Below are 18,716 nucleotides of genomic sequence, written 5' to 3' on the forward strand. Positions count from 1 at the left end.
GGATGAGCGTTAATGAACAGTCCCCGATAGTCTGGTCTCCGTCGGAAAGCGATCAGGCCAATACCCGAATGGGCCGCTTCAGAACCTGGCTGGAAGAACAGGGCCATGGCCCGTTTGCGGATTACCACGCATTGCACCAGTGGTCGGTTGATGACCTTGAAAGCTTCTGGTCAAGCGTTTGGGACTATTGCGGACTTGTTAGCGCAACACCGGCGCAAAAAGTGCTGGGTAAGCAGGATATGCCGGGTGCCGAGTGGTTCCCGGGCATGAAACTGAATTTTGCGGCCAACCTGCTGCGCCATGCAGACGGCGAGCATGCTAGTAAAGAAGCTGTGGTGGCCTACTGCGAAACACGCCCCGTTCTGCGCCGCAGCTATGGCGAACTGAAAGCCGATGTAGGTGCTTTGGAAGCCTTCCTGCGCAGCAAAGGCATTCAAAAAGGCGACCGGGTTGCCGGCGTTGTCACCAACGGCTACGAAGCCCTCGCCGGTATGCTGGCAGCAACCAGCCTGGGTGCTATCTGGAGCTCGGCGTCACCGGATTTCGGTGTGGGCGCTATTCTCGACCGTTTTGGCCAGATTGAGCCTTCCGCACTTATTGTTGTGAACGGATACGGCTACGGCGGCAAGGTGTTGGGCCGCCAGGAGGAGTTTGCACAGCTGATCGCCGGCCTGCCAACCCTGAAATGCGTAGTGAGCGTTCAGCAGCTGCCGGACGCCGCGCCGATTGCTGGTGAACGGGTAACCACCTGGGATGACGCCATTGCCTTTGGTGCAGGCGAAGTGCCCTCGTATACGCCGGTCGACCCGGACCACCCGGTTTACATCCTCTATTCCTCAGGCACCACTGGCAAACCCAAGTGCATCGTACATGGCACCGCCGGCCTGCTGGTCAATCACGCCAAAGAACTCATGCTGCACGGCGATGTAGGCCCGGAAGACCGTTTCCTCTACTTCACCACCTGTGGCTGGATGATGTGGAACTGGCAAGCCTCTGCCCTGCTTACAGGTGCTGCGGTAATCACCGTAGACGGCTCCCCTGGCTACCCCAGTCTCAGCTTCCTCTGGGACACCGTAGCCGAAGAGCGTGTAACCCACTTCGGTACCAGCGCAAGATTCATTGCTGGCTGTCGCAAAGCTGAAATGGCCCCGGCTGAAACCCTCGATCTGAGCAGATTGAGAGTCGTATTCTCAACTGGCTCGCCCCTGCTTCCCGAAGACTACGACTGGGTATACAGCCAGGGCGCACCCAAAGCCTTGCTGGGCTCCATTGCTGGCGGCACCGACATCTGCGGCTGCTTCGTCGGCTCCACCCCACTGTTGCCTGTGCGCCGAGGCGAAATACAATGCCGGTTTCTGGGCGTTGATGCTGTCGCATACGGCGACGATGGCAAACCCGTAGACCAGGGCCGTGGCGAACTCGTCTGCCGTCAACCATTACCCTCCATGCCAGTCGCCTTCTGGGACGACGCAGATGGCGAACGCTATCGCGACGCCTACTTCGACACCTTCCCCGGCGTATGGGCCCACGGCGACTTCATCGAATTCACCGAACACGGCGGCGCCATCATCTACGGCCGCTCCGACGCCACCCTCAACCCCGGCGGCGTAAGAATCGGCACCGCCGAAATCTACCGCCAGGTAGAAACCGAAGCGGCCATAAAAGACAGCATCGTCGTTGGCCGACAAATCGACGGTGATGTAGAAGTGGTTTTGCTTGTAGTGCCGGCAGATGGTCAGGAAATTACCGGCGACCTGCTGAAACAACTCAAAGCCCAAATCCGCAAAGGCGCCAGCCCACGCCACGTGCCCAAGCACATAGTGCAGGTGCCAGACATCCCCTACACCCGCAGTGGCAAAAAAGTAGAGCTGGCCGTAGCCCGCCTGATCAACGGCTCTACCAAAGCCGACAACCGCGATGCCCTGGGTAACCCCGAAGCACTGGACCAGATTCGCGAGCGGCTTGCGGAAGAGAACCTTTTGCCGATTGGTTGACTGAATAGGTGAAGGGGTAAAACATCCGGGTCTCTATTTTTTGCGGTGTGACTCCGGTGCAGAGTTTTCACCCTATGGGTTGTTGGAGTTAACTGAAAAGTTTGTCGAGCGGTGGGTGTGCTTTCTCCCAAAACTGTGCGGAGCCATGGATGGCGGAGCCCAAGCGCCACATGGGTTCGGCCGAGCGTTTATGAAGCGTAGCTTCATGCGAAAGCCGAACGACCACAATCTATGATTGTGGGCCGGACCCCGCAGGGGTGCCGCAAGGAGCGTGTTTTGGGAGAAAGCACACCCATCGCGATACTCCCAAGCCAGCAAAGCCAACACCCCAAAATGTTAGAAAGTTTCGTAAATTCCCACCAAATGATCCCCCAGATACCGAAGATCAGGGGTTTTTAGTCCGTTCTTATACTAAGATCGTAACCAGACAGAACAAAAAAATGCTATCTTAGTAGGTCTATCAAAAGTTAAAAAATCAGTCATCGCAAAGGTCAGACGTCCACAAGACGCCCGACTCAGCCATGGCCGTCCTGAACCCACCTATTAGCCTGAGGACGAAAATGAAATCATCCAAAGCCAAGATTATCTACACACTGACCGATGAGGCCCCGGCCCTTGCAACTCGGTCCCTGTTACCGATTCTGGAAACCTACGCCAAGCCGGCTGGTATCGAATTTGGAACCAGCGATATCTCCCTGGCGGCTCGTATTCTGGCAGTATTCCCGGACCACCTTGAAGAAGATCAGCGCGTACCGGACGCTCTTACAGAACTGGGCGAATATACCAAAGACCCCGACGCCAACATCATCAAGCTGCCAAATATCTCTGCATCAATACCGCAGTTGCGCGCAGCGATTCAAGAGCTGAACGACCAAGGTTACAACGTACCGGAATACAAAGAGAACCCGCAGACCGACGAAGAAAAAGAGATTACAGCGCGCTACGCCAAAGTACTCGGAAGCGCGGTGAACCCGGTACTGCGTGAGGGTAACTCTGACCGTCGTGCTCCGACAGCAGTTAAAGCCTTTGCACGCAAATACCCCCACAGCATGGGAGAATGGAGCCCGGCTTCACGTACCCACGTGGCGCACATGCGCGGAGGTGATTTTTACTCCAACGAGCAGTCCATAACCCTCGATAAAGCAACCAACGCCCGCATTGTTTTCGAAAACAAAAAAGGCGAACAGACCGTCCTCAAACCTGAGCTGCCATTGCAGGAAGGCGAAGTGCTCGACGGCATGTTCATGAGCAAAAAAGCACTCTGCCAATTCTTCGAAGATGCCATTGCAGATTGTGAAAAAACCGGCGTGATGTTCTCCCTGCACGTAAAAGCCACCATGATGAAAATCTCCCACCCGATCGTGTTTGGTCACGCGGTGAAGATTTACTACAAGGAGCTTTTCGACCAGTATGGCGACCTGTTTGACGAAATTGGCGTAAACCCGAACAACGGCCTGTCGTCTGTGATTGAGAAGATCAAGCAGTTGCCTGAGTCGAAGCAGGAAGAAATACAGGAAACCCTGCACAAGACCTACGAGCACCGCCCGGAAATCGCCATGGTTGACTCCGTTAAAGGCGTGACCAACCTGCACGTACCGAGTGATGTGATTGTGGATGCCTCCATGCCGGCAATGATCCGTAACTCAGGCAAGATGTGGGCGCGCGATGGCAAATTGAAAGACACCAAGGCAGTTATGCCTGAGTCCACCTACGCCACGATTTATCAGGAAATGATCAACTTCTGCAAAACCCACGGCGCCTTTGATCCCACCACCATGGGCACCGTGCCGAACGTGGGCCTGATGGCGCAGAAGGCAGAGGAGTATGGCTCTCACGACAAGACCTTTGAAATCGAAGAAGACGGTATTGTTCGCATCCTGGCTGAAGACGGTACGGTACTGACCGAGCACAATGTAGAAGAAGGCGATATCTGGCGTGCCTGCCAAACCAAAGACCTTCCGATTCGCGATTGGGTCAAGTTGGCCGTTACCCGTGCCCGCGCCACCGGCATGCCAGCCGTGTTCTGGCTCGACGACGAGCGCCCGCACGACGCCGAACTGATCAAAAAGGTAAATACTTACCTTAAAGATCACGACACTGAAGGCCTGCATATCCGTATCGAGTCGCCGGTTCGCGCCATTCGCTGGACCATGGAGCGTCTGATCCGCGGTCTGGATACCATCTCTGTAACCGGTAACGTGCTGCGTGACTACCTCACCGACCTGTTCCCGATTCTTGAGTTGGGCACCAGTGCCAAGATGCTGTCGATTGTGCCCCTGCTGAACGGTGGCGGCCTCTACGAAACCGGTGCTGGCGGCTCTGCTCCCAAGCATGTGCAGCAGTTGTTGCAGGAAGATCACCTGCGCTGGGACTCCCTGGGCGAGTTCCTTGCCATTGCCGTGTCGCTGGATGAGCTGGGTGAGAAGCACGACAACAACCGTGCACGCTTGCTGGGCCAGACTCTCGACAAGGCCACCGAGCGCCTGCTGGAAAACAACCAGTCGCCTTCCCGTGTAACGGGTGAGCTGGACAACCGCGGCAGCCACTTCCACCTGGCTCGTTACTGGGCAGAAGAGCTGTCATCCCAGGATAGCGACAAAGAACTGAAAGAGTTCTTCGCGAAAATGTCGGCACAGCTGGAAGAAAACAAAGACAAGATCCTGGAAGAAATGAGTGTTATCCAGGGTCAGCCTGCGGATATCGGTGGTTACTACCACCCACCTGCAGAAAAGGTGCAGGCCGTGATGCAGCCGAGCGAAACCTTCAATAGTATTCTGAAGGATGCCCGCGCATCGGTTAAGTAATCCCTGAAGGTATCCGGGCACTGTGCCCGGATACCTGAGGCAAAGCCCGGAAAGCCCGTATATTGGCTCTCCGGGTTTTTTTATGTCTGCTGCAGTGGCACCAGTTTTCCACCGGTCAGTTTGGCCAGATCTGCCGGAGACAGCTCAATCTCCAGCCCGCGGCGGCCAGCGCTTACGTATACCGTCTCGAACTCTTCAGCGGAACTATCAATAAAGGTTTTCAAACGGTTTTTCTGGCCCAGTGGGCTTACACCCCCAAGTACATAGCCGGTGCGGCGCTGCGCATCCTGTGGGTCGGCCATAACGGCCTTCTTGCCACCGGCGGCCTTGGCGATCAGTTTCATACTCAACATGCCAGTAACAGGCACCACGCCAACTACCAGGGTTTTGCCGTCGACATTGGCCACCAGGGTTTTGAATATCCGTGCCGGATCAACCCCCAGTTTATCTGCTGCCTCGTTGCCATACCCTGTGCTGGCAGGATCATGCTCGTACTCGTGGATAGTATGAAAAATGCCGGCTTTGCTGGCTGCATCGATACCGGGTGTCATAAACTGGCTCCAGAAACAGTTGGTTTGCCCTCTGATCAGCTGCTTATAATAACAGTCACCACAATCAAGGCGTACCTGATGAACCCAATAGCCCGTCGTGCACTGCACAGTTGCAAGGTTCCAAAGGATTTATCTACTGTTACCCAGCGTGATACCGCAGGCGAAAAGCCGGAAGCGGTCGGTATAGACACCAGCACTGTGAACGCCATCTGGAAAAGCGTTGAAGGCCTTTATCGCACCGGTGTCCACCCGGGTATCCAGATATCAGTGCGCCACCGTGGCGAGCAGATCCTGCATCGAGCCATAGGCCATGCTAACGGCAACGGCCCCCACGATACGGCCGGCACGCCCACAATCGCCATGACCACAGACACGCCCGTTTGCTACTTTTCTGCCTCCAAGGCAGTTACCGCATTGCTGATGCATATGCTGGTTGAGCAGGGCCTGGTTAACCTGATGGACCCTGTGTCCTATTATTGCCCGGAGTTTGCACAAAACGGCAAACGGACCATCACGGTGCATCAGATCCTGTCCCACAGGGGCGGCATTCCTTCCATACCGAAAGAAACACCCATAGAAGTGCTATGGAACCAGGAAGAAATCTGGCGTTTGTTGTGTGAGTCCCGAGCTATTGCTGTAGACGGCGGCAAGGTTGCCTACCACGCGATAACCGGCGGCTATGTGCTGCAGCGAGTGCTCGAAAAGGTAACCGGCGACACCATTGAAAACTACCTGGACAAGCACATCCGTCAGCCCATGGGCATGAAGTGGTTTACCTACGGGATTGAGGCGCCGAATCTGCATGAGTTGGCTACCAACTACGCTACTGGCCCGACACCGCGTTTTCCCGTGTCCTGGATCGTAAACCGCGCACTAGGTGGTGATATATCGACGGTAGAAGAGGTGACCAATAATCCCCTGTTCCAGGAGGCAGTGATCCCGGCGGGTAACCTATGTGGCACCGCCGAAGAGATGGGTCGGTTTTTCCAGATGATGCTCAATGGCGGTACCTGGAAGGGTAAACGCATTTGCAGCGAGATCACGGTTCGCCGAGCCATTCAGCAGTTTGGCTCCTTGCAAATTGACCGCACCATGATGATCCCCATGCGCTTCAGCGCCGGCATGATGCTGGGTGGTAACCCGGTTGGTATGTGGGGACAACGAAGCCGGTACGCATTTGGCCATGTTGGCTTGATCAACAAGCTTTGCTGGGCCGACGCAGCGCGGGATATCTCCGTGAGTTTGCTGAACACAGGGTTTCCGATTGTGGGTCACCACATTCCCGCGCTCGGCAAGTTCGTTTATACCATTGCGCGGGAATTTCCTCTCCGCCCGGAGGGTGAACGCCCGGCGGTAGCCGTTTAAAGCGGCCCCTCACAGGGTTCTGAGCTGATCCTCAAGAATACCGAGTACGGATGAAAGTATGTCCCGGAAGTCTGTCAGTGTTTGTGTGCGCTGGATGACTTCTTCACGGCTTTCATCCAACTTTTCCAGCTTTGGCACCACACGTCGAATGCCTTCAGTGATCACCTCATAGGGGTAGTGGTGATCCTGAATACTGAGCTTGTTTATCTCGGACACTTCCTGGCTGAAAATACTGATGATGTCGTACAGCATGTCCTTGTGGGCAATGTTGGAGGCTTCCCAGTAAGCGTCGTCCAGTAACTCAAGCAGAGACAGGTATTCCCTGAGGGTGTCGGCAACGGATGTCTGGCTCATAAGCAATCCTGGTTAGCTGTTAAATTGGTAATGGGAACTATAGCAGCGGATTCGCCGGGATTCTCTGAGTGTGTGAACTGTTGAATGTTTACTGTATAAAATGAAACTCTATTCATTTTTGTTGCGCTTTGTCTGACAGTTGTGCAAACTGCGGTTTGATATAAAGGTTGCAACTCAATGGATGAGATACGCATGGACAAGCAAGCAAGCCCCCACAACGAATTTCCCCCCTCAACCAGGCAGGTTCGGCTCGACCATCACGACAGTGTGCGCAGCCACGTGCACCAGCAAGTCCGCACTGAAGTGGAACGGCTGGAGCGTCGTGTTGAGATTTTACGCCTGGCCAAAGCGCCCCATGTAGCCGTTATGATTTCAGCCTACGAGCGCATGATCGACCGCAAAAAAGGTTTTTTGCAGAATTGGGAGTTGGACGAGCGGCGTTATTACTGACGGCTAGAAGCACCTTCTGCCACCCAGCTTATTGCAGCTTCGTTGTTTTCCTGGTTTCCACAGTTGGCGAGATTTTTAATGGTAGCATCAGGATTCTGACTGGTTGGGTCCTTAAGTTTTGCCGGTTGGCCGTTGGAATGGAAAACCCTCAAAGTTGACATCGCATAGTCCAACTCAACCCTCAAACAGTCAGGGCTTGTATCGGTAAGGGTGACGCCATGGAGGCTCATATCCAACACAGCCTTGTCCGGACTCTTGATAAACAGTGTGTCGATTTTGTCCCGGATGAACTCCTGCCTCAACTCAATGCCCCCATAGTTTCGGCTCTGATAGTCTGCGGTAGCGAACTCTGGTTTGTTGTAGCCGTTGGTTTTGAAACTATTGGCATCAAAGCGGCTCCCGGCGAGCAGGCTGATTAGCTCTGGCTGGGCCTTAGCCTTTTCAGGGACAACGCTTCGGCTTACATACTGAATTGTTCGGTAAACCTTATCGTCGAGGTCCGTGCCTTCAGGGCCAGCGGGCTGGTATGTCCAGTCCAGTGTTGGATAAATCCACAGTTTGTCGTTGAGCGATGCCTCATCCAACACCGCGTTTTGGTCGGTAAACCGGATAAGAGCCCCGTTTGTCCGGGTGTTGTAGGTGCCTGCTTGTCCTTCGATTATACGTTGGGTGATGTATCTACGGCCTTCTTTGAAATTGTCAGCCTCGTTGAATGCTATGACCTGGTTGATCAAATCGAGCGGGTTGCGTACTTTTTCATAGCTTTTGCCGTCAGAGGAAGGTGTTGCCTGTATGAACCTATCAATGTGAGTGCGAATTTCGTTCACTGTTGCGCGGGTAATCGCATTATCGCCGCTACCGGCAGGCTGAATTCCCTGATAAAAATCCCAAAACCGGGTGTGCTTGAGGTTGTCGGGCGCCTTGTCGGTATTTTCGAGATCAAACGTTGAGAACGTCAGATCCACGTTGGTAGCAGGATTGAATGCTGTTGGCCCGGTATCCTCCATCTTGCACCCGCTCACGCCAAGCAGTGCGATGGAAATAGCGGCGAAAAAGCAGGAGTGTCTCATTTCAGAAGGCCCTGAGGTGCGAAGTCAGCCATAAACGGCTAAAGTAAATACCCGCGGGGCGTTCGGCCCCGATTCGACTGCCAACAATAAACCATAAGACAGGCACATACCCGCGCGGAGATCACATTTTGCAGCAACGGTGTAAACCGGCTACAGGCAGAACAGTGCAATGGCTGCTTGTCGTGATGTTTTTAGCAATGGCCATGGTTTCGGGCCTGGCCAGTGCTCAGGAATCTTGTCGAAATGGCCAGCTTGTTCTGGGCAGTAACACAGAAAGCGTTCGCGATTTTGGTGGCTGTATCTCTTACCTGGAGGACGCCGGCCAGCTTTATCTCTTGCCAGACATTCTTGCCATGGAGCCCGAGCGGTTTACCCGTCATGAACACGGTGTACTGAACCTGGGCTACACCGAGTCGGCTTACTGGATACGGATTGATGTGCATTCAGACGCCAGAGCAGCCAGTACAGAGTGGATTCTGGAGTTGGCACTGCCGCTGGTAGATGAAGTTGTCCTGTATCTGGTGCGCGATGGGGAATTAATCGACGAGCGCAAGGCAGGCTACCACGGCAACTGGGCAGAGCGGGATCTTGCTGTGCCTAACCCTACGTTCCGGCTTAACCTTGAGCCAGGCAGCAGCTCGTCTGTGTATCTGCGCATTATCAACACTAATACCTTTCGCCTGCCCATCAGTTTGTGGAGCCCTGATAGTTATATTGAAAAAGTATCGGTAGACGAAATTATTCGTGGCGCCTTGCTGGGTGGTTTGCTTGCCATTCTCGCGTACAACTTGTTTGTTGCGGTTTCCGTTCGTGAGCGCAGCAACATCTACTATGTTCTCTATCTGGTGTCTGCCGGGGTGTTTATCGCCACCGAGCAGGTTCATGGCATTCAGCTGCTGGACAGTCGCCCCGCATTGTTTAATAAGGAGTACCTTCATCTTCAGATCATCATGACCTGGTTCTGGGGCCTGCTGATGGCCCGGGCACTGCTTGAAACCCGTACCCGATCTCTGGATCTCGACCGGGTTCTGATCATGTGTCTGTACTCGGTAATCGTTACCTTTGTGCTGTCCCTGTTCGTGCCCTATCACATTGCCATGGAATGGATTGTTATCGGGTCGATGTTGCTCTGTCTCATCTTGTTTGTGGTCAGTTATTTGTCCTGGCGCTATTACAACCCGGCGGCGCGCTCATACTTTTTTGCCTGGACACTGGCGCTGGTTGGCTTTGGCATATACGCCCTTACGGTTATGGGCTACCTGCCACTCAATACCTTCACGGGCTATGCACCCCAAATAGGGCTTACCGGCCAGATTATTCTGTTTTCCTTTGCCCTGGCAGATCGCATCAAGCAGGTTCAGGGTGAGGCGCTGGGCTGGAGCCGGCGAGCACTATCCAATCTGCAGCGATACCAGTCGCTGTTTGATAATGCCATTGAGGGTGTTTTCCAGATGTCGGCTGAACGCCGGTTCGTAACCGCCAATCCGGCGATGGCGAACTTGATGGGTTTTGCCAGCAGCCGGGAGTTGTTGGAAAGCGATGTGGATGTGCTGGAAGCTTGCATTGCCGATGACCGGTTGCGGGAACTGGTTGTTGAGCAGCTGCAGGCAAGAGGTACGGTAAAAGGTGTGGAGGCCCGCTACCTGACCCGGTCAGGTGATGAGCGTTGGGCGATTATCTCACTCCACACAGCCTACGATGCGGACGGTGAACCTACCCACCTGGAGGGTACCTGTGTGGATTCCACAGAAAGCCACCGGCGCCAGCGTATTGAGCGTGAGCGCGAGCAAGAACGGCTAGAGAAAGAGCTGGCCCGTAACTCTGCCGAGGCCAAGAGCCAGTTCCTTGCCAACATGAGTCATGAGATCCGCACGCCACTGGCGGCTATCATCGGCTATGGCGAAACGTTGATGGATCCGGATCTTGATGAGGAGGAAAAGCGCAGCAGCGCAGAAACGGTCGTCCGCAGCGGGCGGCATTTGCTGGAGTTGGTGAATGACATTCTTGATCACTCCAAAATCGATGCGAACAAACTGGATATAGATGTGGTCTCGGTATATCTGCCCGAGCTTCTGGACGAGATTCGCGCATTTTTTGCACCGCGAGCCAGGGAAAAAGGGTTGGATTTCACCATAACCTGTGACTATCCACTGCCGGAGCAGATCCGGACGGACCCGACTCGCCTGCGCCAGATTATTATCAACTTGTGCGGAAATGCGCTTAAATTTACGGAAAAAGGGTCGATCTCCCTGTCGATTCGCTGTAATCGCGAAGCTGAAGTTCTTGTCGCCCGGGTGGTGGACACAGGCATTGGCATGAAGCCGGAGCAGATTGGCCGGCTGTTTGATCCTTTTGCACAGGGCAGTGCTGCAATTTCCCGGCAGTATGGTGGCACAGGCCTCGGCCTCAGCATTTCGCGTCGGTTGGCGGAAATGCTTGGCGGCAGTATTCGAGTCAGCAGCAGATACGGGGAAGGCAGTGAGTTTGAGTTGTCGATTCACACCGGCGCCCTGGACCAGGTGGACTTCCTGCGGAATGCATCCGAGCTGAACCTGCGCCGGCGAAGCATCCCGGCAACAGTGGCGCCACGCCTTTCGGGGCGTATACTCTGTGCCGAAGATAATGATGTGAATCGTCGGTTGGTTTCGCTGTTAGTGGATCGTACCGGCGCTGAACTGGTGCACGTAAGCAACGGTGCAGAAGCTCTGGAAATGGCCATAAATGAATTATTTGATTTGATTCTTATGGATATTCAGATGCCGGTCATGAACGGCCGTGATGCTACGGTGGCCTTGCGGGAGGCAGGGGTGAATACCCCGGTGATTGCTTTGACCGCTAATGTCATGGCTGAAGATATTGCCGATTACCGGTTGGCGGGCTGCAATGAGCATCTGGCCAAGCCCATTGACAAACAGCGTTTTTATGAGGTTCTGGCGCACTATCTGCAGGTTGAGTCCAGCGCCGCCGAAGCACCCGTGCAGCAATATCATGGCAGGGTACTGGTGGCCGAGGACAGTGCAGAAAACCAGCAGTTGGTTGAACGTATGCTGACTCGCCTGGGCCTTGAAGTCGTGTCCGTTTCGACAGGCGACGAAGCTGTACGCAAAGCTCTTTCGGGGCCTGTGCAGCTGGTACTGATGGATCGATACATGCCGGAAATGGATGGTGTGGAAGCAACCCGGCTATTGCGGCAGGCGGGTTTCCGGCGCCCGATTATTGCCTTTACTGCAGGTAATCAGCAAGAAACCGATGCACTGCGAGAGGCAGGGTGTGACGGGGTGCTTGAAAAGCCGATAGACGAGCGCCGCTTGCGAGCCCTTCTCGGGCGTTTTCTGGACCCCGAGCCGCCCGAAGACGTTGAAGAGGACGATGCCATGCGTCGTTTGGTGGCCAGGTTCCTGGCAGGGCTGGTGGAGCGTCAGGAGCGAATGAAACAAGCATTGGCAGGCCGCGACCTGAACCTGCTCGCGACCGAAGCGCATCAGATAAAAGGCACTGCTGGCACTATGGGGTTCCCGGAGATGACCCTCCAGGCCGGTATTGTAGAAGCTCTGGCAAAGGCTGCAGACCCTCAATGGAGCCAGATAGGCAGCGAGTTTGCGATGCTGGATGAGATGATCGAGCGTGAACTAACCAAGAATGAAACAGGAATGGATCAATGAGTGATCGCCAGTTACACAGTGAACAGCAGTCCCTGAGCATGATGTATGGTACCTATGCCGACATACTGTTCGTACTTTTTCCGTTTCTTGTTATTGGCATGCAGCGCCTCTGGGATGGCCGCCTCTATGAGATGCTCATGCATGCAGACCTGAGTATAGCGGCGGCCATTCTTGCCGGGCTGGCCATTGGGAGGTTTGTTCTGGGGTTGGTGACCAACCGGGATCTTGGCCGCTACAAGGAACGTATTGTATTCTTTATCGCCCTGACGCTGTTTGTAGTGCTGGGGCCAGCTATCATCCTTATACTGAGTATCATGGGTGGCACAGAGGTGCCGGGGTTTGTGGCGTTCGTGCAGCCGATACTGCTGATTATTGCAATCTCGCTTTATTCTACAGCAGTCAGTATCAGCAATATTCTGACCCGTGATGATGCCGGGGAAGGGGCTGCTACCCAAGCGGGCGGGCCTTCGGCAACTGTAGCCAGCCCCAGCCGGTCTGGGCATGCACCGCTGGATTTGCCCCGGAATACGGGTGCCGATTCGTGGTAATCATTGCTACGCAAGAAATCCTGACAACCGCACCCGAACGAAAAGGAGATTAAGATGGATAAGCTGACGGTACTGGTTGTGGAAGACGAGCCCGTGATGCGTGAGCGCCTGGTTGATATGCTCTACAAAGCCGGAGCTACGGATGTATCGGGTTGTGAAAATGCGGCTTCAGCTCGCAAGGCGTTTGGCGATGGCAAGTTCGACATCATACTCCTGGATCTCGGCTTGCCGGATGGCGATGGCCATGAACTGATGAAAGACTTCAAGCAAGTACGCGAAGGCCAGCATATTGTTCTGGTTACGGCGGATGATTCCATTGACAGCATTCAGCGGGCAATCGGCGCTGGCGCCAATGGCTATGTGGTGAAACCTTACTCCCAGGAAAAAATTCTCGACGTGGTGAATAACTATGCAGTGGTGCGTGGCAATGATGGTGTTGTCAACCAGGGCCTGAACAGGCACCACTGATCCGTTCAGACCCTGTTTATTACTTTAAGCGACCTGGCGAGCGATCCAGGAATTGTGGCGGGTAGCCAGCGCGCGAACGTAGCGGGCTTCCGCAGTGCCCAGAGTGGCCAGCACGCCGTTGAAGATCCAACCCCGCTCGTAAACTCCAAGTACCCTTTGTTCGTCATCCAGGTTAACGCGCTGGTTCAGCTTTTTGCAGATGGCATCCAGCAGCGGCAATTTTTCCGGGCGACGAATGGCACCTTGCCTATTGTTCATGGGCTGGTTTGCGGCACGCATTGTGTGTTGTCTTCTCATGGTGATCTCCTTGTCGTTGTTCGACAGCAAAAACAAAACCCCGGAGCTGAGGGCAACCGGGGTTTGGCGGAGATGCTTACCCGGTCGCTTGAAAGGCTCCCGGGAACAGACCGAAAGCCGTTAGATAATTTTTACCAATGCACGCATGTAGCTGCCTTCATGGCAGGCTGCTACGGCATTCATCAAGAGTTGTGTAGTCATTCGAATCATAATCGGCGTTTCTGGTGTATTTGAACAGATAGTGTATCCGTTAAGCCGGTGTTTGCAATAGCTCGGGAGCTACGGCTAACCCTTACAACTGCAGGCATGAAATGGGCGTTGTGCTGGTAGTGGTAAGTCCGTAGCCACTAACTCGTACAGAATCTTCGGGGCGTTTGGGGGATAATTCGTACACTAACCAATCACCCATACTGATAGATACCCAGAGGTTGAAACCCAAGAAAATGTCCGACGAATCCGGATCTGCCCGTAAAAAGTTCCGTTTCCATTTTGTCGTAGAGATCGTTTTGATCGCCGCACTCGCCTTGTACCTGGTGCTGGCAAAAGAACAGGTCGTTGGTGATGATTTAGCCTTCACCGTTATTGGTGCTGGCCTGATGGCGCTGGTTACATACTGGACGCTGTCCACCCTCAGAGGTGTCCTTGAAATAATTGTTCTCAGAACGCGCGAACTCAAGCACTAACCTATTTCCGGTTCATAGAACCTACGCCCGTATTGTGCGGGCGTAAACCCATCCTGCCTTTGCACTGCTACAATACCGCCTCGCCTTTACCCGGCCTTTCAAGAACCTTTTACCCGCTTGCCAGGAGCCCGCATGACTGACACCGTGGTTGTTATCTATTCCGGAGGCATGGACTCCTTTACCCTGCTCCATCGCGCACGCGCCCAGGGGCTGAACGTTCATGCACTATCGTTCAACTATGGCCAGCGCCATGTCCGTGAACTGGATGTTGCGCGCTCGGTGTGTACTGCCCTTGATATACCCCACAAGGTGATAGATATTCGTGCCATGAGTGAGGTTATGTCTGGCTCTGCCCTGACCTCTGGCGGCGATATACCCGAAGGCGATTACGACGAAGAAAACATGAAGGCCACGGTGGTACCTAATCGGAATATGATCCTGCTTTCACTGGCCACAGGCTACGCGGTGACAGTGAACGCCGGTGCCGTGTGGTATGGCGCTCACGGGGGGGACCACGCCATTTACCCTGACTGCCGGCCGGAGTTTGTGGAGAAAATGGATGCTGTATGCCGGGTTGCCAATTACGAGCCCGTGGGCATTGAAGCACCCTTCATGCACATGACCAAGGGCGAGATTCTGGCCGAGGGCCTGAAGCTTGGGCTTGATTACGCCCACACCTGGACCTGTTACAACGGCCGGGAAAAGGCCTGCGGGCTTTGCGGTTCTTGCGTAGAGCGACTTGAAGCTTTTGCCGGGAATGGCCTTGCAGATCCACTAGCCTACGAGGCGGGTCGCTGATGTACAAAGTAAAAGAGGCCTTTTATACCTTGCAAGGCGAGGGCGCCCAGGCCGGCCGCGCAGCCGTGTTTTGCCGCTTCAGTAAGTGCAATCTGTGGACAGGCCGGGAAAAAGACCGGGCTGCGGCCGTGTGTAATTTCTGCGATACAGATTTTGTGGGAACAGATGGCCAGAATGGTGGGGTCTTTGAAACTGCAGAAGCTTTGGCAGACCACATTCGCAGTTTGTGGCCCGATGCACCGGGAACGCCTTATGTTGTTTGTACCGGCGGCGAGCCACTGTTGCAGCTGGACGAAACGTTGATCAAGGCCTTCCATCAGGCGGGCTTTGAGGTGGGCGTGGAAACCAATGGCACTTTGCCTGCACCAGCGGGTATTGATTGGTTGTGTGTGAGCCCCAAAGCAGATGCGCCTGTGGTGATCGAAGCCTGCGATGAGCTGAAGCTGGTGTATCCTCAGGCCAAAGCCATGCCGGAAAGGTTTGTTCACCTGAAGGCCCGGCACTTTTTCCTGTCGCCAATGGCTTCTCCAGCCGCGCCTGAAGGCAGCACAGATCCGGTTAAACAGAGTAACACTCGCAAGGCCACAGATTACTGCCTGGCTAACCCCCGCTGGCGCCTGACGTTGCAAATGCACAAAATTATCGGCATCGACTGATCAGGCGGGGGTCGGTGTTTTGGTACGTAGGAGTGTGCCGGCCGGCTGCTCCTCCCTCACCCTGTAGTGGCTTGGGCTGTTGCCCGTCCAGCGTTTGAATGCCCGTGTAAAATTTGCAGCATCTGCATAGCCCAAAGCCTCTGCAATCTGGATCAGGTTCATGCTGGTGCTGGTGAGGAGCTCCCGGGCGCGGTCCAATCGAACCCGATCCACCAGGTTCTGAAAGCTGGCTTGTTCTTCCTGAAGCCTGCGCTTTAACGTACGCTCGGATACAAACAAGGTTGCAGCCACCCGCGCCAGCTTTGGTGGAAACGGATAACTGGTTTCAATCACTCGCCGTACCCGGCAGCTGAACCCTGCATCTTCGGTAAGCTGCTTCAGGGCATCTTCACACTGGGCGCGGGATGACTCCGCAAGCTGGTCATCGCTGAAGCGAATAGGCGCCGACAGTATCCGGTTCGGGATGACCAAAGCATCTTCCCGGGCGCCATAGTTTACAGGCATCACAATTGACTGCCGGAAACGGCCAAAATACGCAGGCTCAGGCCCTTTTCTGAGAATTTCGGCGCCCCCAATATCAGAGCCGGTAAGCTGCTCACCCATGAACGCGCAGCCAAACAACATAGCGTCCATAATGAACCCTTGCAGTGGTCCCGGATCGCCATCGCTGAGAATGGCGTAATGCATGGCACCGTCGTGCTCGTGGCAGCTGACACTCAGGTGTGGTGCCCTGAGGGTGAGGTAACGGGTCATCAGGTCGAGAGCGTCCTGCAAGGTGCGGCTGCTCATTACCGCCACACCCAGAGCACCGTGCAAAGGCAGTTTAAGCTCGCGAGCCAGCATAATGCCAAGGCCGGGCTCGCCGCTTTCAATGGTGGCGCGGGTGACAAACTCGCTGGCCTGCGCAAGGCTTACCCGAACGTCTGTGGATTGCAGTCGAACCGGGTCCAGTCCAACCCTGAGCAGCAGATCGCGCTCGTCCAGACCAAGGGTCTTCAACAGTTCGGCCAGTATATGCAGGTAGATCGCCGGCATACCCAGGTCCTGAGTATTGGAGGCAGAGACACGCATGGGAATCCTCGCTATCCGCTGTTTTTGTTATCTGTCATTCTGAAATCTGATTTTGATTATGGCCTTTGCAGACCTCTGTCCCCATGACTTCAATGACGCGTCCCGCGGGCGTGAAAGGTCAATGCTGGGCTATATCACCGGAATCCTTCAGGAAATTGAAGAAACAATCAGAGCTGGATGTCGGTAATCACCGGGTTGTGGTCGGAGGAGCGCCAAGGTGAGGTGGTAGTGCCCGGGAGGTTGTTCTTATAGCCAAGAGCAGGGGGCTCGTCGGCATTAATAGCCCAGGTACTGGCATGGAGGACTCGTGGCATAAGCGAAGGCGAAGCCAACGCATAATCCAATGACCCCTTCTCGCCTTTATACCTGTAGGTGTAGTGGTCGCACTGCTGTGCGTTGCAGGGGTGAAAGTGATGCACCATGCTGGTGAAGCCGGCATGCCGAAGAACCTGCAGCGGCTCTTCCTGGAAATAGCTGTTAAGGTCGCCGGTAATCAGTGTGCCGGCGAAATCACGGATCTTCGGTGGCTGCTCAAGCCATTGTACAAGTGCCCGGGCTGCTTCGGAGCGACGGTGGGCATAGCAGCCCTGGCCATCATGCCTGGTCTTGTTTTTACCAGTGGCTCCTCGGCAGGATTTTGACTTCAGATGTGGAACCACCACCTGAACGGCAAGGCCTTTTCCGTCGGACCGGAATACTTGCGCCAGTGGCGGGCGGCCTTGTCTGATGAACGGGCCAGAAGCGAGCCGCAGGGGTTGTCCTTCGGCGAGGATGCGATCATGGCGGTACAGCAAGCTGGTGCGTATCTGGTCGTTACCGTCGGCTCCGGGAGTTGCAACAAAAGACCATTCCGGGCCTAGCGCACGAGTCAGCTGTGCTATTGCGCTGGTCTCGCTATAGCCGTCGTTTTCCAGTTCTGTGATTGCCAGAATGTCCGGGTCGGGCTGACGCAGTGCTTCTACCAGCCGTTGGTGTTGGGTTTCGAGTGCAAGCGCCGTTGGCGCACCTCGGGGTGTTGGAAAACCTGCGCCTTCTCCATCACCGTTAAAATAATTTTCCAGATTCATTGCCATCACCCGGACATGCGCTGTGTCAGGCCTTGCAGGGGCTGGAGCCCTGGTGTTTACAGGCTGGAAAACCGGTGGGCGTTCCGGTTGTATTCTCCAGGCACCAAAGCGGTAATCAAGAATGCCGGAGATGTCATGGATTTTATCGCCGCTGCGCACGGTGTTCTCAGACCTGAGGCCGCCCGGGGGCCAGGGAATCGGTTCGGGTTGGCGTACACCGCGGCCATCATCCAGCAGCAGCCTCTGCTGGCGATTGCGGGCAGCAGCCGTTACGGCCTTTGGTCCGGGCGTCAGATACTCTGTAGGCACAACCTGGTCATTGGCAGCGAGCGTGAGCTCGCCGAAACGTGCCAGATTCCATGAGTCAATCACCGTTAGGGGTTGGGCAAGGCGCACGCGCATGTTTTCAAGGGATTCCAGGTCATGCGGACTTGGCAGAGATAAAACCCGCGCCTTGGGAAGGGGCGCTGGGCCGCAAGACTTTATGTTTTTTACGCTAACCAGCTCGGTCAGGCCGTGGAACTCTTTGACGGTGCCGGTTACCCGCAGGCGCTCCCCGGAGGTGCCAGTTGGCTTTCGGGTATAAACAAACAGGGCTTCAGAAGTTTCGGGGTTTCCGTCGGTTTCCGTGTCAGCCTGCTGCAGGTAAAAGCCGGAAAAACCGCCTTTCATTCGAGCGTCGAGCGTGAGTATGCCTTCAACCGTAACGCGGTGGCCAACCAGAGGAGAGGTGTCACCCCGGCCTTGAATCATGGAAATCGGCGTGGCCGACCCGCCACAAGAGGCGGCTACCAGTGCCGGAAAGGCAGGCAGCAACGCCAGAAGAAACAACAAGGCACAAACGTATCGTTTGCTGGGGCTCACGCTGATTGCTTAAT

16 protein-coding genes are annotated in these 18,716 nt (G+C 55.0%); 10 read left to right on the plus strand and 6 right to left on the minus strand.

Going from position 1 to position 18,716, the window contains the following annotated elements:
* The first annotated feature begins 2 nt into the window (after positions 1-2).
* A complete protein-coding gene (locus CDH47_RS05800; RefSeq protein WP_100638914.1) occupies positions 3-1,994 on the plus strand; it encodes an acetoacetate--CoA ligase in 1,992 nt (663 codons plus the stop codon).
* 560 nt (positions 1,995-2,554) lie between these two features.
* A complete protein-coding gene (locus CDH47_RS05805) occupies positions 2,555-4,798 on the plus strand; it encodes an NADP-dependent isocitrate dehydrogenase (RefSeq protein WP_100638915.1) in 2,244 nt (747 codons plus the stop codon).
* 80 nt (positions 4,799-4,878) lie between these two features.
* Here CDH47_RS05805 and ybaK read toward each other — a convergent pair whose 3' ends face one another.
* On the minus strand, positions 4,879-5,349 hold the full coding sequence (gene ybaK / locus CDH47_RS05810) for a Cys-tRNA(Pro) deacylase (RefSeq protein ID WP_100638916.1): 471 nt from the start codon (positions 5,347-5,349) through the stop codon (positions 4,879-4,881).
* Positions 5,350-5,427: 78 nt separating this feature from the next.
* Here ybaK and CDH47_RS05815 point away from each other — a divergent pair, with 78 nt between their 5' ends.
* Positions 5,428-6,714 carry a serine hydrolase domain-containing protein gene (locus CDH47_RS05815; protein ID WP_100638917.1) on the plus strand — a complete coding sequence of 429 codons (1,287 nt, stop codon included), beginning with the start codon at positions 5,428-5,430 and terminating at the stop codon, positions 6,712-6,714.
* Between the two features lie 9 nt (positions 6,715-6,723).
* Here CDH47_RS05815 and CDH47_RS05820 read toward each other — a convergent pair whose 3' ends face one another.
* Positions 6,724-7,068 carry a hypothetical protein gene (locus CDH47_RS05820; RefSeq protein WP_100638918.1) on the minus strand — a complete coding sequence of 115 codons (345 nt, stop codon included), beginning with the start codon at positions 7,066-7,068 and terminating at the stop codon, positions 6,724-6,726.
* Between the two features lie 177 nt (positions 7,069-7,245).
* Here CDH47_RS05820 and CDH47_RS05825 point away from each other — a divergent pair, with 177 nt between their 5' ends.
* The gene (locus CDH47_RS05825) at positions 7,246-7,518 is read left to right on the plus strand and encodes a hypothetical protein (RefSeq protein ID WP_239985593.1); all 273 of its coding nucleotides are present in this window, start codon (positions 7,246-7,248) and stop codon (positions 7,516-7,518) included.
* Here CDH47_RS05825 and CDH47_RS05830 read toward each other — a convergent pair.
* Positions 7,512-8,588: a hypothetical protein gene (locus CDH47_RS05830; RefSeq protein WP_100638919.1), complete on the minus strand. Its 1,077-nt coding sequence runs from the start codon at positions 8,586-8,588 to the stop codon at positions 7,512-7,514. The genes CDH47_RS05825 and CDH47_RS05830 overlap by 7 nt on opposite strands.
* A gap of 185 nt (positions 8,589-8,773) precedes the next feature.
* On the opposite strand from CDH47_RS05830, the gene CDH47_RS05835 reads away from it, so the two are divergent.
* Genes CDH47_RS05835 through CDH47_RS05845 form a run of 3 tightly spaced genes read left to right on the plus strand, consistent with a single transcriptional unit; the run spans position 8,774 to position 13,266 of the window.
* Positions 8,774-12,250 carry a response regulator gene (locus tag CDH47_RS05835; protein WP_100639325.1) on the plus strand — a complete coding sequence of 1,159 codons (3,477 nt, stop codon included), beginning with the start codon at positions 8,774-8,776 and terminating at the stop codon, positions 12,248-12,250.
* Positions 12,247-12,798 carry a hypothetical protein gene (locus CDH47_RS05840; protein WP_100638920.1) on the plus strand — a complete coding sequence of 184 codons (552 nt, stop codon included), beginning with the start codon at positions 12,247-12,249 and terminating at the stop codon, positions 12,796-12,798. Before CDH47_RS05835 ends, CDH47_RS05840 begins: the two co-directional genes overlap by 4 nt.
* Before the next feature lie 54 nt (positions 12,799-12,852).
* Entirely contained in the window at positions 12,853-13,266 is a 414-nt protein-coding gene (locus CDH47_RS05845; RefSeq protein ID WP_100638921.1) for a response regulator, read from the plus strand.
* Positions 13,267-13,290: 24 nt separating this feature from the next.
* Here the strand turns inward: CDH47_RS05845 and CDH47_RS05850 are convergent, their stop codons facing one another.
* The gene (locus tag CDH47_RS05850; protein WP_100638922.1) at positions 13,291-13,563 is read right to left on the minus strand and encodes a hypothetical protein; all 273 of its coding nucleotides are present in this window, start codon (positions 13,561-13,563) and stop codon (positions 13,291-13,293) included.
* A 443-nt stretch (positions 13,564-14,006) separates the two neighbouring features.
* Between CDH47_RS05850 and CDH47_RS05855 the strand changes: the two genes are divergently transcribed.
* From CDH47_RS05855 to queE, 3 genes are all read left to right on the plus strand, one after another.
* Positions 14,007-14,246: a hypothetical protein gene (locus tag CDH47_RS05855; protein ID WP_100638923.1), complete on the plus strand. Its 240-nt coding sequence runs from the start codon at positions 14,007-14,009 to the stop codon at positions 14,244-14,246.
* 132 nt (positions 14,247-14,378) lie between these two features.
* On the plus strand, positions 14,379-15,044 hold the full coding sequence (gene queC / locus CDH47_RS05860) for a 7-cyano-7-deazaguanine synthase QueC (protein WP_100638924.1): 666 nt from the start codon (positions 14,379-14,381) through the stop codon (positions 15,042-15,044).
* Complete coding sequence (queE, locus tag CDH47_RS05865) at positions 15,044-15,700, plus strand: 7-carboxy-7-deazaguanine synthase (RefSeq protein WP_100638925.1); 657 nt, start codon at positions 15,044-15,046, stop codon at positions 15,698-15,700. Before queC ends, queE begins: the two co-directional genes overlap by 1 nt.
* On the opposite strand, the gene CDH47_RS05870 is transcribed toward queE, so the two are convergent.
* On the minus strand, positions 15,701-16,771 hold the full coding sequence (locus CDH47_RS05870) for an AraC family transcriptional regulator (RefSeq protein ID WP_100638926.1): 1,071 nt from the start codon (positions 16,769-16,771) through the stop codon (positions 15,701-15,703).
* 167 nt (positions 16,772-16,938) lie between these two features.
* Positions 16,939-18,702, minus strand: a complete 1,764-nt coding sequence (locus CDH47_RS05875) for an ExeM/NucH family extracellular endonuclease (RefSeq protein WP_239985595.1) — start codon at positions 18,700-18,702, stop codon at positions 16,939-16,941.
* Positions 18,703-18,716 lie beyond the last annotated feature (14 nt).

The organism is Marinobacter salexigens, assembly GCF_002806945.1.
Lineage (GTDB): Bacteria > Pseudomonadota > Gammaproteobacteria > Pseudomonadales > Oleiphilaceae > Marinobacter > Marinobacter salexigens.

Bases quoted from the DNA above. Each gene is read 5' to 3' on its own strand.
- CDH47_RS05840 (WP_100638920.1), top strand. From the start codon at position 12,247: ATGAGTGATCGCCAGTTACACAGTGAACAGCAGTCCCTGAGCATGATG.
- CDH47_RS05825 (WP_239985593.1), top strand. From the start codon at position 7,246: ATGGATGAGATACGCATGGACAAGCAAGCAAGCCCCCACAACGAATTT.
- CDH47_RS05835 (WP_100639325.1), top strand. From the start codon at position 8,774: ATGTTTTTAGCAATGGCCATGGTTTCGGGCCTGGCCAGTGCTCAGGAA.
- CDH47_RS05845 (WP_100638921.1), top strand. From the start codon at position 12,853: ATGGATAAGCTGACGGTACTGGTTGTGGAAGACGAGCCCGTGATGCGT.
- CDH47_RS05855 (WP_100638923.1), top strand. From the start codon at position 14,007: ATGTCCGACGAATCCGGATCTGCCCGTAAAAAGTTCCGTTTCCATTTT.
- CDH47_RS05805 (WP_100638915.1), top strand. From the start codon at position 2,555: ATGAAATCATCCAAAGCCAAGATTATCTACACACTGACCGATGAGGCC.
- queE (WP_100638925.1), top strand. From the start codon at position 15,044: ATGTACAAAGTAAAAGAGGCCTTTTATACCTTGCAAGGCGAGGGCGCC.
- ybaK (WP_100638916.1), bottom strand. From the start codon at position 5,349: ATGACACCCGGTATCGATGCAGCCAGCAAAGCCGGCATTTTTCATACT.
- CDH47_RS05800 (WP_100638914.1), top strand. From the start codon at position 3: ATGAGCGTTAATGAACAGTCCCCGATAGTCTGGTCTCCGTCGGAAAGC.
- CDH47_RS05830 (WP_100638919.1), bottom strand. From the start codon at position 8,588: ATGAGACACTCCTGCTTTTTCGCCGCTATTTCCATCGCACTGCTTGGC.
- CDH47_RS05815 (WP_100638917.1), top strand. From the start codon at position 5,428: ATGAACCCAATAGCCCGTCGTGCACTGCACAGTTGCAAGGTTCCAAAG.
- CDH47_RS05870 (WP_100638926.1), bottom strand. From the start codon at position 16,771: ATGCGTGTCTCTGCCTCCAATACTCAGGACCTGGGTATGCCGGCGATC.
- CDH47_RS05820 (WP_100638918.1), bottom strand. From the start codon at position 7,068: ATGAGCCAGACATCCGTTGCCGACACCCTCAGGGAATACCTGTCTCTG.
- queC (WP_100638924.1), top strand. From the start codon at position 14,379: ATGACTGACACCGTGGTTGTTATCTATTCCGGAGGCATGGACTCCTTT.
- CDH47_RS05850 (WP_100638922.1), bottom strand. From the start codon at position 13,563: ATGAGAAGACAACACACAATGCGTGCCGCAAACCAGCCCATGAACAAT.